The organism is Faecalicatena contorta, assembly GCF_021531895.1.
Classification (GTDB): Bacteria; Bacillota; Clostridia; order Lachnospirales; family Lachnospiraceae; genus JAFBIX01.
The window spans coordinates 1-15226 of sequence record NZ_JAFBIX010000024.1 but is presented as its reverse complement, the minus strand read 5'-3'; the positions used below and the strand labels follow the sequence as shown (position 1 = coordinate 15226).

Genomic DNA, 15226 nt, shown 5'->3' with positions numbered 1-15226 from the left:
ATCATAAATGGAGGATTCAATATGAGTGATTTAAGTGCTACAAATTGTGGATGTGGCTGCGATTCAGGTTCTGGAAGAAACAGAGGAGACTGCGGATGTGGATTTGGCTTTGGCAACAATAGCTGTATCTGGATTATTATTCTTCTTGTATGCTGTGGCGGCTTTGGCAATGGACGCAGTGGATGCGGATGTGGCTGTAACGACAGCTGTATCTGGATTATCCTGCTTCTGATCTTCTGTGGCGGCTTTGGATGCGGATGCAACGACGATTTTGACTGTGGATGCTAATCTTCTTAGATCAGCTGAGGGCGGAGATTACTCCGTCCTCTTTCTTTTTTTCTCACATTCTTTCATTTTACGATTCTCTTTTTTGATTTCATCCTCCGGAATATCCAGACGCTTTTTCAACATACATTTTTCATCAATCTCATAAACAGCATTCCCATCAATAATCAATTTTCTACTCATTGTTTTCCCTTCTATATCAGATATATGTCTTCAATATAATATATGAATCTTTTCATATTTAGTTTTCTCACATTTCATAAATTCCATTCTCTGAACATATATATTTACAACGTTATTTCCAGGAGAGGAATGTATGGAACGCAAGCCCCCAAAACTCATGACACCCTTTGACAGTCTGATTACACCACCTTATTTATACACATTAAAACTAATAATTCCATACACGCCACCTTCCACCCAAAGGTTTCTTGCATGCTACATCAAATTCCTGGAATTACGTTATACATTGGAACATTTTCATGGTTTTCCTTCTCGCTCCTCTTTGAAAATACTGGAAGAGCTCAAAGATTATATGAGTCCCAGTGAAAAAGAGATGATGGAACAGATGGAAAGCATGATGAATATGCTGGAAATGATACAAAGTATACAGACAATGGGCGATTCAGCCTCTGGATCTGAAGAATTCAATCCTATGGAAATGATGAAAGGAATCCTGACCCCAGAACAACAACAAATGTTCCAAATGTACAATACAATGTTTGAAAACGAAACAGAATCACCTGATTCAGGCAATCAGAAAGGAGAAACGAACTATGAATGAATGGATAAACAATCCAGCAATGAACACAATTGATCCAATTAAATTAGAGCTTATTAAAACGGCAGCACGACAAACACAAGGAAAAAGCGGAAAAGCTCTGGCTCCAGTTATGCTGGCCCTCATTACAAATGCAAACAAAAAAGGAATTCATTTTACCGCCGATGAAGTCTCACTAATCATATCCGTTCTAAAAGAAGGAAAGCCAAAAGAAGAACAAGAACAAATTGAAAATATGCTAAAAATGGTGACTTCTTATATGAAAAAAGGGATCTAGGTAATTGGTTAAAACCAATTACCTAAAATCCCTCTTCCTTTCTCATCAATCTTATCTCTCGCCGTTTTTTAGCTTTTTCCCAATCCTCGCGATCAGCTTCCGTCTCTAATTCCAATTTCGGAACCGGTGCCGGTCTATCATTCTCATCCAGTGCAACCATAGTAAAAAATGCATGATTAATCGGAGTTCTCCCACCATCAATATCTTCCACATAAGTATCTACCTTCACTTCCATGGAAGTATTTCCTACATAAGTTACTTTCCCTTTGATTACAATGACATCTTTCTGGTAAGCACCTTTTAAAAACCTCAGATTATCCACGGATGCAGTAATCACATTCATGTGTGCATGACGCTTTGCCACCAATCCCGCAATCTCATCAATCCACTGCATTAATATTCCTCCAAAAAGGCGGCCTGCTGCATTTAAATGATTCGGTCTAACCATATGGACTGTCTGAACCATGGATTCAGATACCTTTCGACTCTCTATACTCATACGCAATTCTCCCTTTACATTTTCTGCCATCTTTCACTTCTTTTCTTGACAAGCTCTTTTATTATAGCATAAGATTTGATATACTAAAAATAGTTTATGACAATTTAAGGGAGAATAACAATATGAGGAATATAAAATTAACGATAGAATACGACGGAAGCCGTTATCAGGGATGGACACGCCTCGGAAAAGATGAATCCAACAATACTATTTCTAATAAAATTATAGAAGTTTTAAAACGAATGACAGATGAATATACTATTGAATTAAACTGCGGTTGCCGTACAGAAGTCGGAGTACACGCCTATGCCCAGATTGCGAACTTCAAAATAGATTCCGAAATGGATGTTCAGGATATCAAACATTATCTGAACCGTTACCTTCCAATGGATATTGCCATCATCGATGTTGAGGAAATGCCCGAGCGATTCCATGCACAACTTAATGCTACTTCCAAAACTTATGTATATCGTATGACTATTGATGATGTTCCAAGCGTGTTCGATCGCAAATATATCTATCACTGTTATAAGATTCCAGACAAAAAATTGATGCAGCAGGCAGCAATGCTTTTAATCGGTAAACATGATTTCAAAAATTTCTCTTCCGCAAAAAAATCAAAATCCACAGTGCGAGAGATCTACGAAATCGAAGTTTATGGAGACACCGAAGAGATGCAGATCCTGATTCATGCAGACGATTTCCTCCATAATATGGCACGTCTGCTTATCGGGACATTGCTGGATATCGGCCTTGGCAATCGTATAAAAGAAGACATAGAAGATATCTTTGCTGGAATCCAGAATCCAAGTGCACCTTGCGATCCAAAAGGTCTGTATCTTCAGGAAATTACCTATTAAATTGATAAAGGAGAGGATACTTTTGAGTATCTTCTCCTTCATTAATTATATTCATTCCACTTCAACAATAATTGCTCCCAAATCATCCAGCCTTTTTCTTTCTCTTAAGTCAAACTTTTTATCCGTAACAACTCCCGTATAATCCCCTAAATCATTAATCTTTGCCATCGCCTGACGGTCAAATTTTGACTGATCTACCACGAGATAGGATTTTTCACATTGTTTTGGAGTTTCCCTCTTCAACCACATTTTCTCCATTGTAGGGGTTGTTACTTCAAATGATGCATTGATAGACGCCGCTCCAAAGAATCCGACATCAAATTTAAAATCTGCCAACATATCCGTAGCATATCTGCCAAACATACTGCCTGTTGACTTCTGAATATTTCCACCACAAATAAATAGTTCTGCATCGCTACTTTTTAACAATTGCGCAATCTCCAAATCATTGGTAACGATCATAATTCCCGGGATATCCTTAATTAACCTAGCAATTTCATAAGTAGTCGTGCCCGCATCCAGAAACACCGTATCACCTTCTTTCACAAATGAAAGGCAGGTTCTTGCAATCTTCTTTTTCTCTTCTTTGTGGCTGGTCTGTTTATCTGCATAAGTCACTTCCTGTTTTGCAACTGCTCCGCCGTGACACCTTTCCACCTTATTATCTTCCTGAAGCTTCATAAGATCCCGTCGAATCGTCATAGGACTCACGTTTAACTGCAGTGCCAGTTCTTCCACCTGGACACTTCCATTCTCATGTATAAGTTCTACAATTATGGATTGTCTCTCTGCTGCCAGCATCTGACTTCTCCTCCCTGACTTTTATGTTAATATAGACTAAAAATGCAGTGGAAACATTCGTCCCACTGCATTTATTTTAGCTCATTACATAAAAATACTCAATACCAATACTTCCACAACACCGACTGCCCATGCAACCGTAGATGTTACAGACCAAATCGTCAACTGGTCTTTCGCTTCACTTACTCCAAGAGTTCTGTTAACAACCCAGAAATAACTATCATTAAAGTATCCAAAGAACAGTGAACCTACACAACATGCAACTGCTCCGAGTATAGGATTTACACCAGATGCAATGATAATTGGTGCGGAGATACTTGCTGCCGTTGTCATAGCAACTGTACCGGATCCCTGGATGAATCTCATCGCTGTAGAAATCAATAATGGAAGAATAATAATTGGAATTGCTGTCTGAGCAAGTCCTTCTGCCATAAAGTTACCAAGACCAGAATCCTTGATAATCTGTCCCAGTGCACCGCCACCGCCAGTTACCAACATAATAATACCAGCGGACATCATACCTTTTTCCATCTCTGAAACACATGTATGTCTGTCTAATTTTCTTCCCAATGTAAAGATTGCAAGTAACAGACCGATTCCAACCGCCACGATAGGCTGTCCTAAGAAAATCAGGATTTCCATAATACCAGTAGTCTTACCTAATGCAGATGCCACTGTATTGATAAGAATTAAGATAATTGGTGCAATCAAAGGAAGGAAGGATTCAAATGTTCCAGGAACACCAGACATATCCATTGCAAATGCAGCTTCATAATCAGGTTCACGATATTCTGCTTCAACGATCTCACCTTCATCATTGACAACGCGATAATATTTCTTAGACAAGAATAATCTTGCATAAGCTATACATGCAATTGCCATTGGCAAAGCAAGAACAATCGTCAGCAGAATGAATTTTCCAACATCTACGCCAAAGATACCGCAGACTCCAAGTGGACCTGGTGTAGGCGGAACTAAAGAGTGTGTAATAACCAGACCTGCTGCAAGTGCAACACCAAGGCCGATTACAGACTTCTTTGTTGCTTTTGAAATAGCTTTTGCGATAGGTGCAAGTACTACGAAACCAGAATCACAGAAAATCGGAATAGATACAAGGAAACCTGTTAAAGCCAGCGCCTCTTCTTCTCTCTTCTTACCAAACAACTTTAAGAATGTATGCGCCATTCTCTTTGCTGCTCCTGTCACTTCAAAAATCTGCCCCATCATAACACCGAAACCGATGATGATACCAATACTTCCAAGTGTTCCTCCAAAACCAGATGTAATTGAGTTGATGATGCCGAATGTCTTCTGGACACCATCTACCTCAATCGTTGTGTTTGCAAGTGGCATGCCACCTACTACACCAACAATAATCGTACAGATGATCAATGCAAGAAATGCCTGTACTTTTGTCTTCAATACCAAGAATATCAGGACAGCAATACCAATTGCCAGACCAATTAACATTCTTTCCCCACTAAGTCCGTTTACCATAATAGAACTCCTCTTCCTTTCTCAATATTATTTTGTAAAGTTAGGTGCGTATTTTGCTGCCAACAAAATAGCTTCGATCATGCTGACGGCGCTTACGATTCCTTTTCCTGCAATATCAAATGCAGTGCCGTGATCAACAGATGTACGAAGAATAGGCATTCCATTGGTAATTGCAATCGTCTTTTCGAAATCAAGTGTCTTTGTTGCAATATGTCCCTGATCATGATACAGAGATAATACACTGTTGTAACGTCCCTGAGCAGCCTGATGGAATACAGAATCTGCTCCAATCGGGCCCACCACGTTATATCCTTCTGCCTGTAACTCCTCGATCGCCGGTGTAATCTCATTCACCTCTTCCCAGCCAAACAACCCGTGCTCTCCACTGTGCGGATTCAGCCCGGCAATCGCCATCGTTCCATCTGTTACACCGAGCTTCTTCAGAGCTTCCATACATCGTTTCACATAATCCTTAATTCGGTCTTTGGTGATCATATCCAACATCTCTCTTAAGGATACATGTCTTGTCAGGAAGAACACTCTCATTCCATTCGTCTCGAACATTGTCAGAGGATCTTCTGTATTGGTAAGGGCACCAAAAATCTCTGTATGTCCAATATAATTGATTCCTCCTGCACGTAAAGACTCTTTATTGATCGGTGTCGTCGCAACAGCATCAACCTTGCCATTATTCGCAAGCTCAATACTTTTTGCAATATATTCATATGCAGCTTTACCGCACATTCCATTGACCTTGCCAAACTCAAATTTGGCCATGTCAACATTGCCTAGGTTAATCAGATTCAAGATTCCTTCACGAAAATCCCCTTCTTCCGGCTCATTGATCTCATGAATTGTAAGATCAGCTCCAACAATTTGAATGGCATTTTCCATGATTGTCTTATCTCCGACAATGATACAATTTGCTGCGTCAAATACCTCTTTAGAAGCAATAGACTTTGCAACAATCTCCGGTCCAACTCCAGCCGGATCTCCAATTGGTACTGCGATTAGTGATTTTCCCATAATTTCTCATCCTTTCATTGATAAATTTTAGATTTTAAATATATAGTTTTTCTTTCAGATATGTAATACACTGATTAATTGCATTCCGCCCACCCTGACTTCCACCTTTGGTGATAATGTGGACACCTTCAAACTCGCCTTTCAAAAACTGTCCGTAAGCAGCAAGCGGCAGGACTTCGTCTAACAGGCACAGCCCGGCAGTCTTAAATCTCTGGCATACAGCGACTGTCACATCTCCTCCACTGGTATATAGACCTTTAAATGTAGGTTCTTCCTTAAAAATACGATATGTGATTTCTGCAAATGCATGATTGATCATTCCCGTCACTGTATCCAGAGAACATTGATACAGTTCCATATATAGTTTAAAATCAATTCGATTTTCCGGATATATCCCATCACCAGTTACTGTACAGACCACATTGCGCTCACATGCCTCCAGAATCTCTTTTACTACACGTGAGATCTCTTCTTCCTTCTGCGTCTCCGTACCAATCAGTGCTTTTGTATTCACAAAGACATTATATGTTCTCTGTGACAGCCACAATTCTTCCATCTGTGCTGTCGTATTCGGATTCACACTTCCTACCACAGCCAGAATCTTATTCTTCTCTTTCTTCTCTGTCGGTACGATCAACTTCCTGGAAAGTGTAGCTGTAAATACTCCTGGATCCACTGCCACAACTTTTAATTTACTAGTAATAACTGCGTCCGCGATCAGATCCAGATCTTCCTGCGTCACACAATCCAATACCAAAATCCGGCTTCCATCAGCAACATACTGATTCATCAGATCTGCCAGATAATGCTTACCATGCATCAGATCTTTTAACAGGATAGAAGAAACCTTATACTTACTCTGCTGCTCAAAAAGAACCGCCGCTTCCGATATCTTTACCGGAGTTTTCGGATCAATGGCAATGTCCGTCTTATGCAGTGGCAAGCCATTCACCAGCATATATCCTCCAATTACGATTCTGCCTGAAGACGGAAAACAAGGAGCAACAATTGCAACATAATCATCTCCAAGACAATCCAGCATAGCATCCGTCTCACTTCCGAGATTTCCTCTTAATGTACTGTCAATCCTCTTCGAATACACCTTCACATCATCATCTTTTAACAAATCACACACATTATGTACCCTGTTGTATGCAATCTGTGCATCTACGCCCCTGCTGTCTGTCGGATATAACACACAATCACAATCTGATAAAGTTGACAACTCAATGCGTTCAGTATTCATGACTGTATACGCTTTATAATTCATCTTTTTCAGAAGTACACCGGTGGCATTGGCTCCTGTAAGATCATCTGCTATTACAACACACTGCGGCATAATCAGCCTCCTTTCCAAAAGCACACCACTTTTGTTCATTTATGTTCTAATTGTACTTCAAATGTTCATTTATGTCAATTTAATCTATTATTTATCAATACACTTTGTCTAATCGCACAAATTATTTGTTCATTTTTGTTAGTTTTCAACAACTACTTATCCATTAAGACTTCAACCGCTTCTTTTAAGGTTGAAATCTCCCCAACATTCCCTGGAAAGATCACATATGGTGTCAATGGGAATTTACTTTCTTCCCCTGTCTGCCATACTGGAATTCCAGGTTTAATCTGTCCCAGAACACTGGCTTTCTTAACAGCAAGTGCTTTTGTTCCTACATCGCTGGATGTGATTCCACCTTTTGCGATTACGAAACTTGGCGTAATACTCAAACGGCCCACCAATGACTGCACTGCATCAGAGATTTTTACAGAAAGTCTTAATTCATCTTCTTTATCTCCTGTATCTGCGGTAATCAACGCACGTGTCGTATAACAACATACAGTCTTTCCCGCTTTCATGCATTCTTCTTCTTTATCCAGACATCTCTGTACTTCAGCTTCAAATGCAGCATCGTCTTTCACCAGTGTCGCATCTAATTCAATAAATTCAATATCGGATAATTCTTTCAACGCCTCTACCTGCTTCGTTGTTTTATCCGTATGGGAACCAACCACAACGATTCCACCATTAGTCGTTTCTTTTACTACCATCTGCTCTCTGGTAAGAAGTGGCTGATCTGTAACAGCACCCATAACTTTTACGATTGCCGCTGCTGTACGGAACATAAACACTTTTCCTCTTGCCATTGCTCGATATAATGCTACGCAGAAGACCTTCACATCCACATAATCAACCGCATTTACGATGATTTTATTAAAACCTTTAACTTCCATTAACTGTGACTCAATTTTGTCGATATTCATATCGTGAATATCTTCCAGAGAAATACAAGTTACATCAGAAGCTTTATATGCTCCTTTTGTCTTTTCTTCAACATACTCCGGCATAGTTGCAGCTGAATATCCGAATGTCTTATCCTTCGCAAATTCTGTCTCATTCGCCGGGACAAGCTCCACGCCATATTTTACATAATGAACATTCTCAATCGTAAATCTTCCGCCTTCTTTAAAAAACGGACAAAGGATCTCACCATCAATCGTCTTTCCTGTATTTTTCTCATAATTACTTTTCAGAAGCTCTGTCTCTAATGGGTAGTGTCCTCGTAAAGTACTATCACTTCGACTGATGAAGATATATTCTTTTCCAGTTTCTTTTGCCACTTCGTCTACAACAGCAGCAATCTCATTGTGAGCTTTTGTTGTCTGCTCTACTGTAAATCCTCTGGAATTGGTCAGAACATAGAACAGATTGTTCTCTTCTTCAAAGCCCTGACGAATACTATCCTTATCCCAGTTTGTATATACAGAGATATCATGTACCGTCTGAACACCTGTCGGATCATCATCCAAAACTACGATTTTTTTATTGTTTTCGTCAATTTCTTTTTTCAATAATCCGTCGATATATGTTTCATCAATTTTTTTGTAAGAAGTTAAGACCTCTGTACTGATAGACATGTTTATACACCTCCTTAATCAACTTTTTTCACTTCAACACCAGCAAGTTTCTCAAAATACTGTACAATTCCGCCGTGATCATCATTCATATGTCCGTGAATCTTCAGTGTCTGAAGGATTTCATATAACTGTGCTGTATATGGAATAGGCACATCTATAGAATGTGCTGTATTCACAACATTTTTGATGTCTTTATGATTGATACGGATTGGTCCGCCTGGTTTAAAATTACGTTCAATGATCATAGGAATCTTTGCATCCAGAACTGCACTTCCTGCAAGACCTCCGCGAATTGCTTCATATACTTTCTGAGGGTCTGCGCCAGCCTTCGTTGCAAGAACAAATGCTTCTGATACAACTGCAATCGTATTGTTTACAATAACCTGATTTGCAAGCTTTGTAACACTGCCGCTTCCTGATTCTCCGATTAATAATGCAGAGGAACCCAAGATATCAAAATATTCTTTAAATGCATCAAAATCTTTCTGATCTCCGCCAGCCATAATTGCTAAAGTTCCAGCAACTGCTCCAGGTTCTCCTCCAGACACAGGCGCATCCACAAAGCCAACTCCTTTTTCCTTTAATCCTTCATAACATTCTTTAGATTCCACCGGTGTAACAGAACTCATATCACACACTACACTGCCAGCTTTGATTGTAGATGCAACTCCACCTTCACCAAATAAAATCGATTTTGAAATAGCTCCGCTTGGAACCATAATGATGATTCTCTCACACTGTTCACCTATCTCAGCATAGTCAGCCTCAACAGCTCCTGCTGCTACGACATCTGCAACAGCCTCTTTGTTCAGATCAGAAACCATCAATTCAACACCTGCTTTTAACAAGTTTTTTGCCATTGGTCTTCCCATAATACCAAGTCCGATAAATCCTACTTTCATTGTCTTTCTTCCTTTCTCTTTCATTGTTAATTTGTGTTTGATTTTGAAATAATCCGTTCATTATTTCTGTTTCTATCTTCACTCTACTACATACCGGTATACCGGTCAAGATGTTATTTCCTTTTCTCCTTTTTTGCCAGTTTAAGCTAATCAATTTTGTGCATTTTGCTCATTTTGTTAATATTTTGTCGTTATCTATTTAACACTTTTATACAATAATATTTTTCCCTATTTTCCCACTACTATTGACCACTTTTTTTGATTATTGTATGATATTTACATAGTTTTAGACGATTACATTCGCTATTTTTGTTAAAAAAATATTTATCAATAAATAAAGGAGTTACTATGATCCCATTAAATGAACAAGCATACCAGCATTTACGTAATATGATTACAACCAATCAGCTTTCCTACCAGGAAATCTATTCTGAAACAAAACTTTCGAAGGAATTAGGTATATCACGCACTCCATTTCGAGATGCAATTCATCGCCTTGCTCAGGAAGGATACATTGATATCATTCCAAGTAAAGGATTTACACTTCATCAGTTAAGCCGCAAGGATGTATATGAAACTTTCCAGGTTCGCTCTGCATTGGAATGTTACTGCACTTTTCAGATTGCCCGGGATGCAGATAATAAAAAGGCAAAAAAATTATTCAAAGAATTACATTTTATTATGGAAAATATGAAAGAAATTTTAGATACGACACAGTCGATTGAAGATTTTTCTGAATATGATTTCCAATTCCATACGAAAATCATATCCTATGTTGAAAATGAACAGTTTTCTTCTATTTTTGATACTTTTATGTACCGTATGCAAAAACTTGCAGCCCTTTCTCTTGCTCACAAAGGGCGTATGAAAACTACCTATGATGAACATCTTGCCATCTTACGCACGATGGAAGACGGAGACGAAAAACACATTTACGAAGTGACATTACAGCACATGGAGACACCACGCGAGATCAATCTGGAGGATCTATAGAGAAGGACTAGCGCTCCTTCTCCATAACCTGATCCTGTCCGAATCCTTTTATCATAAACCCATACCGGGTATAGAATTCCTGTGCATCTTCTGTATGCAAGATTCCCCACAGATCTCCTACATCTGCCATAATTGCATCCATAAGTATGGTCCCTAACCCCTGATGCCTGTACTTTTCATCTATAATAACATCCATCAGATAAAATGTAGTGACATGATCCGTGATGATTCTGGCATATCCTACCATAAAATCATACTTATCAAAAACCCCATAAGATACAGAATTCTCCATTGCTTTAAATATCATAGACTCAGGACGTTCTTTTGCCCATTCTGATTGATGGAGCAATTCGACCACTCTTTGTTTATCTATTTTCTCAGGATCTTTAGTGATATAAAATCCATCAGAATTTCTGCTTTCTATTTGCTTTGTATTTTTTTCTGCCTTAGATATCTTATCGACAGAATCCTGTTCTATCATTTTTCTTAAAGCCTGAAGATAAGGGGAAAACTTTACCTGATACTGACCATATGTCATCTGAAGATCATACTCCAGCAAAAGCCAAGTATCTATAGAAGCTTCATTATGCTGAATCAAAGTCTCCATCTTATCCAGCGCATGAACAATCTTAGCCTCTTGCGTGTTGTTATCCTCTAATTCAGAGAATAATTCTTTCAATTCTTCTCGTTCTTTTTTCGGAAGTATTGACGCAATCTGCTCAATAGCATCTGCTTCTTTTTCATTGTCCTGTGCATTTTTCAAAAAACAAGGCACATCTCCATGCACCGCTTCACCAAGATCATGGAACAGGCACATCTCCATTACTCTATCCATATCACATTCTGGGAATTCTCTTCTTATAAGCCATGCAAATACACACAGACGATAGGTATGCTCTGCCACACTTTCTCTTCTTCCCGTAGAAGTCCAGGAATGTCTGACCTGACACTTTAATTTTTCAGCGACAGCCATAAACTCCAGTAAGGTTCTGTTATCCATGACTCTATCCCTCTATGATCTTTACATAAAATCTACGATTACGAGGGCCATCAAATTCACAAAAATAAACATCCTGCCATATCCCCAAAATCAGCTCACCTTGATTCAAAATCAATGTCTGAGAAGGACCGACACACGTAGTTTTAATATGCGCATGGGAATTTCCCTCCATATGTTGATAATATCCTGTCTTTGTCGGAAATGCTTCCTCAAATCCACACAACATATCATGCACTACATCCGGATCTGCATTCTCATTGATGGTAAATCCAGCTGTAGTGTGAGGTGAATAGACAACTACGATTCCATCGGAAACACCACTTTTTTCAATATCTTCCCGAATCATATTTGTTATCTTTGACATTTGCTGCGCTTTTTTCGTTGAAATGTGATGTTCGTATAAATGCATATTTTATCCTCCTTTTACCCTTCCAAATATTCTTTTAACGCCTGAAATTCCTTCTTCATTAAACGATATCCATGCTCATAGAAATGCATCAAAGTATCATAATCTTTTTCTAATCTTGATACCGTCGGAATCAGAGGTCTCAGCACAAATATCTTTCCTTCTCTCTCCAGCTGTTCTACCAGCTTCATCTGCTTATTGTATTCACTATTACGCCGGATCGTTGTCCGTACAAGATTTGGATAAGATTTGTAAGCTCTCCGATAAAGATCAGCCATACCTTTTGAGACAGGTTTCTTCCGATATCCAGGATTCCTGGTCAGAATCAGAATGATTTTTTCATTTTTCAGTTCCATTGCTCTTTTTACCGGGACAGAATCTGCCAGCCCACCATCCAGATAAGGGCTTCCATCCACATTCACAATTGGAGAAACCAGTGGCATACTGCTGGATGCCCGGCAGATCTTCATCAGACGATCGCCGTCTTTTTCTTCTGTCATATATTCCGCCTGCCCAGTATCACAGTTCGTCGTCACAATTTCACATCTTATATCTGAAGCAAAATAAGTCTCAAAATCGAATGGAAATATTTCATTCGGATATTTGTCAAAGATCATATCCATATTCATAAGACTTTTTTCCTTTATGAACTTTCGAAAGCCATAATAATAACTATACTCTTTCTCTTTGTGTATCATACAGTCTCTGGTTCTTCCAATCTGTCTGGAGACATAATCCACCGCATTGCATGATCCGGCAGATACTCCGATCACATGAGATACATACAGTTCCTGTTCCATCAGATAATCCAGAACACCAGACGTAAATACCCCTCTGGTCGCTCCTCCTTCAAGTACCATTGTTGCTTTTACCATAATCTATACCCCACTTTCTTATCTGCTATTATATACCTATTTTTCAAGCAGGAAAACTGAAATTTTTCTGAACTTGCTATTTCCTGTTATATTTGTTAATATAGGCAATGTATGTAATTATTAACGATATTGAAATCATAAGGAGCAGATACTATGATCAGTACAAGCAATGTAACATTACGTGTTGGTAAAAAAGCCTTATTTGAAGATGTAAATATTAAGTTCACGGAAGGAAACTGTTATGGATTGATTGGTGCCAACGGTGCAGGAAAATCTACTTTTCTCAAAATTCTTTCCGGACAGCTGGAACCAACTAAGGGAGAAGTTATCATCACTCCAGGAGAACGTCTCTCTTTCCTTCAGCAAGATCATTTTAAATACGATGAATATCCTGTCCTAGACACTGTCATGATGGGAAATGCAAGACTTTATGAAATCATGAAAGAAAAAGAAGTCATTTACGCAAAAGAAGATTTTACCGATGAAGATGGAATCAAAGCCAGTGAATTAGAAGCTGAATTTGCCGCTATGAATGGCTGGGAAGCAGAATCTGATGCTGCAACTTTATTAAACGGACTTGGAATTCCAACTGAGATGCATTACGAATTGATGAAAAACTTAAATGGTCCGGAAAAAGTTAAAGTGCTTCTTGCGCAGGCATTGTTCGGCAACCCAGATATTCTTCTTCTGGACGAGCCAACCAACCATTTGGATCTGGATGCCATCGCATGGCTGGAAGAATTTCTGATCAACTTTGATAATACAGTTATCGTTGTATCTCATGACCGATATTTTCTGAATAAAGTCTGTACCCAGATTGCGGATATAGACTATGGCAAGATCAAGCTCTATGCTGGTAATTACGACTTCTGGTATGAATCCAGCCAGCTGCTGATCCGTCAGATGAAGGAAGCCAACAAGAAAAAAGAAGAAAAGATCAAAGAACTTCAGGAATTCATCTCCAGGTTCAGTGCCAATGCTTCCAAATCCAAGCAGGCAACCTCCAGAAAGCGTGCCCTTGAGAAAATACAGCTGGACGATATTCAGCCATCCAGCCGCAAATATCCTTATATTGACTTCCGTCCGAACCGTGAGATTGGAAACGAAGTCCTTACCGTTGAAGGATTAAGCAAGACAATCGATGGAGAAAAAGTATTGGATAACATCTCTTTTACCCTGAATCACGATGACAAAGTTGCTTTTGTAGGAAGCAACGAGCTCGCCAAGACAACACTGTTCCAGATTCTCGCCGGAGAAATGGAACCGGATGAGGGAACTTACAAATGGGGAATTACAACCTCGCAGGCATATTTTCCACTGGACAGCGGAAGTGAATTTGATAATGATTACTCCATCGTAGAATGGCTGACCCAGTACTCCGAGGAAAAGGACGTAACCTATGTACGCGGCTTCCTTGGACGCATGTTGTTCTCTGGTGATGACGGAGTGAAAAAAGTCAATGTACTCTCTGGTGGTGAAAAGGTAAGATGCCTCTTATCTAAAATGATGATCTCTGGAGCCAATGTACTGATTCTGGACGAGCCAACCAACCACCTTGACATGGAGTCTATCACCGCACTGAACAACGGTATGACCAAGTTTCCTGGTGTCATCCTCTTCTCTTCCAGAGACCACCAGATCGTACAGACGACCGCCAATCGTATTATGGAAATCGTTCCCGGCGGTAAACTGATCGACAAGATTACCACCTATGACGAATATCTGGAAAATGATGAAATGGCAAGAAAGAGACAGACCTACAGTGTACAGCAAGAAGAAGATGATTAAGTGGGAATTTAGATTAGTTAGTTGGTAATTGGGAGGTGTACGGCGCAAGGGAGTTGAATAGGCTGGTCTGTATCCGGTATCCTTCGCCAAGAATCCATAACAGAAAAAAGAGTTACAATTTCGTGACCGGACTGATTCACCGAGAAATTTGGATAATTTCTCGATTCAGCAGTCCTTTCGAATTTGGCTGGAAGCCAAATTCTCACACGGAATTGCAACTCTTTTTTCTGTAACGGATTCTAACGCTTGACTAGACGGATACAGACCAGCCTATCCAACTCCCTTGCGCCTGACATTCCCAATTACTGAACGAACTCATC

General features: G+C 39.4%; 17 protein-coding genes. 6 read left to right on the top strand and 11 right to left on the bottom strand.

Going from position 1 to position 15226, the window contains the following annotated elements:
• Positions 1–21: 21 nt before the first annotated feature.
• Positions 22–288, top strand: a complete 267-nt coding sequence (locus JQM81_RS10240; RefSeq protein WP_235233478.1) for a chorion class high-cysteine HCB protein 13 — start codon at positions 22–24, stop codon at positions 286–288.
• Between the two features lie 27 nt (positions 289–315).
• On the opposite strand, the gene JQM81_RS10235 is transcribed toward JQM81_RS10240, so the two are convergent.
• Entirely contained in the window at positions 316–468 is a 153-nt protein-coding gene (locus tag JQM81_RS10235) for a hypothetical protein (RefSeq protein WP_235233477.1), read from the bottom strand.
• Positions 469–601: 133 nt separating this feature from the next.
• Between JQM81_RS10235 and JQM81_RS10230 the strand changes: the two genes are divergently transcribed.
• Together JQM81_RS10230 and JQM81_RS10225 are read left to right on the top strand one after the other, a co-directional pair.
• On the top strand, positions 602–1069 hold the full coding sequence (locus JQM81_RS10230) for a hypothetical protein (protein WP_235233475.1): 468 nt from the start codon (positions 602–604) through the stop codon (positions 1067–1069).
• Positions 1062–1343: a hypothetical protein gene (locus JQM81_RS10225; RefSeq protein ID WP_235233473.1), complete on the top strand. Its 282-nt coding sequence runs from the start codon at positions 1062–1064 to the stop codon at positions 1341–1343. Before JQM81_RS10230 ends, JQM81_RS10225 begins: the two co-directional genes overlap by 8 nt.
• A 22-nt stretch (positions 1344–1365) precedes the next feature.
• On the opposite strand, the gene JQM81_RS10220 is transcribed toward JQM81_RS10225, so the two are convergent.
• Entirely contained in the window at positions 1366–1842 is a 477-nt protein-coding gene (locus JQM81_RS10220) for an acyl-CoA thioesterase (RefSeq protein ID WP_235233471.1), read from the bottom strand.
• 122 nt (positions 1843–1964) lie between these two features.
• On the opposite strand from JQM81_RS10220, the gene truA reads away from it, so the two are divergent.
• Entirely contained in the window at positions 1965–2702 is a 738-nt protein-coding gene (truA, locus tag JQM81_RS10215; RefSeq protein ID WP_235233470.1) for a tRNA pseudouridine(38-40) synthase TruA, read from the top strand.
• A gap of 51 nt (positions 2703–2753) precedes the next feature.
• Here truA and JQM81_RS10210 read toward each other — a convergent pair whose 3' ends face one another.
• The 6 genes from JQM81_RS10210 to garR form a co-directional block, all read right to left on the bottom strand.
• Positions 2754–3503, bottom strand: a complete 750-nt coding sequence (locus tag JQM81_RS10210) for a DeoR/GlpR family DNA-binding transcription regulator (protein ID WP_235233469.1) — start codon at positions 3501–3503, stop codon at positions 2754–2756.
• An 84-nt stretch (positions 3504–3587) separates the two neighbouring features.
• Positions 3588–5000 carry a GntP family permease gene (locus JQM81_RS10205; protein ID WP_235233468.1) on the bottom strand — a complete coding sequence of 471 codons (1413 nt, stop codon included), beginning with the start codon at positions 4998–5000 and terminating at the stop codon, positions 3588–3590.
• A gap of 27 nt (positions 5001–5027) precedes the next feature.
• A complete protein-coding gene (gene pdxA / locus JQM81_RS10200) occupies positions 5028–6026 on the bottom strand; it encodes a 4-hydroxythreonine-4-phosphate dehydrogenase PdxA (RefSeq protein ID WP_235233467.1) in 999 nt (332 codons plus the stop codon).
• A 34-nt stretch (positions 6027–6060) separates the two neighbouring features.
• Entirely contained in the window at positions 6061–7365 is a 1305-nt protein-coding gene (locus tag JQM81_RS10195; RefSeq protein ID WP_235233465.1) for a four-carbon acid sugar kinase family protein, read from the bottom strand.
• Positions 7366–7517: 152 nt separating this feature from the next.
• The gene (locus tag JQM81_RS10190) at positions 7518–8942 is read right to left on the bottom strand and encodes a four-carbon acid sugar kinase family protein (RefSeq protein ID WP_235233463.1); all 1425 of its coding nucleotides are present in this window, start codon (positions 8940–8942) and stop codon (positions 7518–7520) included.
• 14 nt (positions 8943–8956) lie between these two features.
• Positions 8957–9844: a 2-hydroxy-3-oxopropionate reductase gene (gene garR / locus JQM81_RS10185; protein ID WP_235233462.1), complete on the bottom strand. Its 888-nt coding sequence runs from the start codon at positions 9842–9844 to the stop codon at positions 8957–8959.
• A gap of 348 nt (positions 9845–10192) precedes the next feature.
• Between garR and JQM81_RS10180 the strand changes: the two genes are divergently transcribed.
• Complete coding sequence (locus tag JQM81_RS10180) at positions 10193–10837, top strand: GntR family transcriptional regulator (protein WP_235233461.1); 645 nt, start codon at positions 10193–10195, stop codon at positions 10835–10837.
• 7 nt (positions 10838–10844) lie between these two features.
• On the opposite strand, the gene JQM81_RS10175 is transcribed toward JQM81_RS10180, so the two are convergent.
• The 3 genes from JQM81_RS10175 to JQM81_RS10165 are packed head-to-tail and all read right to left on the bottom strand — an operon-like array spanning position 10845 to position 13118.
• Positions 10845–11837 (bottom strand): GNAT family N-acetyltransferase, encoded by a 993-nt coding sequence (locus JQM81_RS10175; protein ID WP_235233460.1) that lies wholly within the window; start codon positions 11835–11837, stop codon positions 10845–10847.
• A 4-nt stretch (positions 11838–11841) separates the two neighbouring features.
• Complete coding sequence (locus JQM81_RS10170) at positions 11842–12246, bottom strand: secondary thiamine-phosphate synthase enzyme YjbQ (protein ID WP_235233457.1); 405 nt, start codon at positions 12244–12246, stop codon at positions 11842–11844.
• A 14-nt stretch (positions 12247–12260) separates the two neighbouring features.
• A complete protein-coding gene (locus JQM81_RS10165) occupies positions 12261–13118 on the bottom strand; it encodes a patatin-like phospholipase family protein (protein ID WP_235233456.1) in 858 nt (285 codons plus the stop codon).
• A gap of 153 nt (positions 13119–13271) precedes the next feature.
• Between JQM81_RS10165 and JQM81_RS10160 the strand changes: the two genes are divergently transcribed.
• The gene (locus JQM81_RS10160) at positions 13272–14906 is read left to right on the top strand and encodes an ABC-F family ATP-binding cassette domain-containing protein (RefSeq protein WP_235233455.1); all 1635 of its coding nucleotides are present in this window, start codon (positions 13272–13274) and stop codon (positions 14904–14906) included.
• The last annotated feature ends 320 nt before the right edge of the window (positions 14907–15226 follow it).

Coding starts and splice junctions, on each gene's coding strand:
- JQM81_RS10240 (WP_235233478.1), top strand. CDS start 22: ATGAGTGATTTAAGTGCTACAAATTGTGGATGTGGCTGCGATTCAGGT.
- JQM81_RS10235 (WP_235233477.1), bottom strand. CDS start 468: ATGAGTAGAAAATTGATTATTGATGGGAATGCTGTTTATGAGATTGAT.
- JQM81_RS10230 (WP_235233475.1), top strand. CDS start 602: ATGGAACGCAAGCCCCCAAAACTCATGACACCCTTTGACAGTCTGATT.
- JQM81_RS10225 (WP_235233473.1), top strand. CDS start 1,062: ATGAATGAATGGATAAACAATCCAGCAATGAACACAATTGATCCAATT.
- JQM81_RS10220 (WP_235233471.1), bottom strand. CDS start 1,842: ATGAGTATAGAGAGTCGAAAGGTATCTGAATCCATGGTTCAGACAGTC.
- truA (WP_235233470.1), top strand. CDS start 1,965: ATGAGGAATATAAAATTAACGATAGAATACGACGGAAGCCGTTATCAG.
- JQM81_RS10210 (WP_235233469.1), bottom strand. CDS start 3,503: ATGCTGGCAGCAGAGAGACAATCCATAATTGTAGAACTTATACATGAG.
- JQM81_RS10205 (WP_235233468.1), bottom strand. CDS start 5,000: ATGGTAAACGGACTTAGTGGGGAAAGAATGTTAATTGGTCTGGCAATT.
- pdxA (WP_235233467.1), bottom strand. CDS start 6,026: ATGGGAAAATCACTAATCGCAGTACCAATTGGAGATCCGGCTGGAGTT.
- JQM81_RS10195 (WP_235233465.1), bottom strand. CDS start 7,365: ATGCCGCAGTGTGTTGTAATAGCAGATGATCTTACAGGAGCCAATGCC.
- JQM81_RS10190 (WP_235233463.1), bottom strand. CDS start 8,942: ATGTCTATCAGTACAGAGGTCTTAACTTCTTACAAAAAAATTGATGAA.
- garR (WP_235233462.1), bottom strand. CDS start 9,844: ATGAAAGTAGGATTTATCGGACTTGGTATTATGGGAAGACCAATGGCA.
- JQM81_RS10180 (WP_235233461.1), top strand. CDS start 10,193: ATGATCCCATTAAATGAACAAGCATACCAGCATTTACGTAATATGATT.
- JQM81_RS10175 (WP_235233460.1), bottom strand. CDS start 11,837: ATGGATAACAGAACCTTACTGGAGTTTATGGCTGTCGCTGAAAAATTA.
- JQM81_RS10170 (WP_235233457.1), bottom strand. CDS start 12,246: ATGCATTTATACGAACATCACATTTCAACGAAAAAAGCGCAGCAAATG.
- JQM81_RS10165 (WP_235233456.1), bottom strand. CDS start 13,118: ATGGTAAAAGCAACAATGGTACTTGAAGGAGGAGCGACCAGAGGGGTA.
- JQM81_RS10160 (WP_235233455.1), top strand. CDS start 13,272: ATGATCAGTACAAGCAATGTAACATTACGTGTTGGTAAAAAAGCCTTA.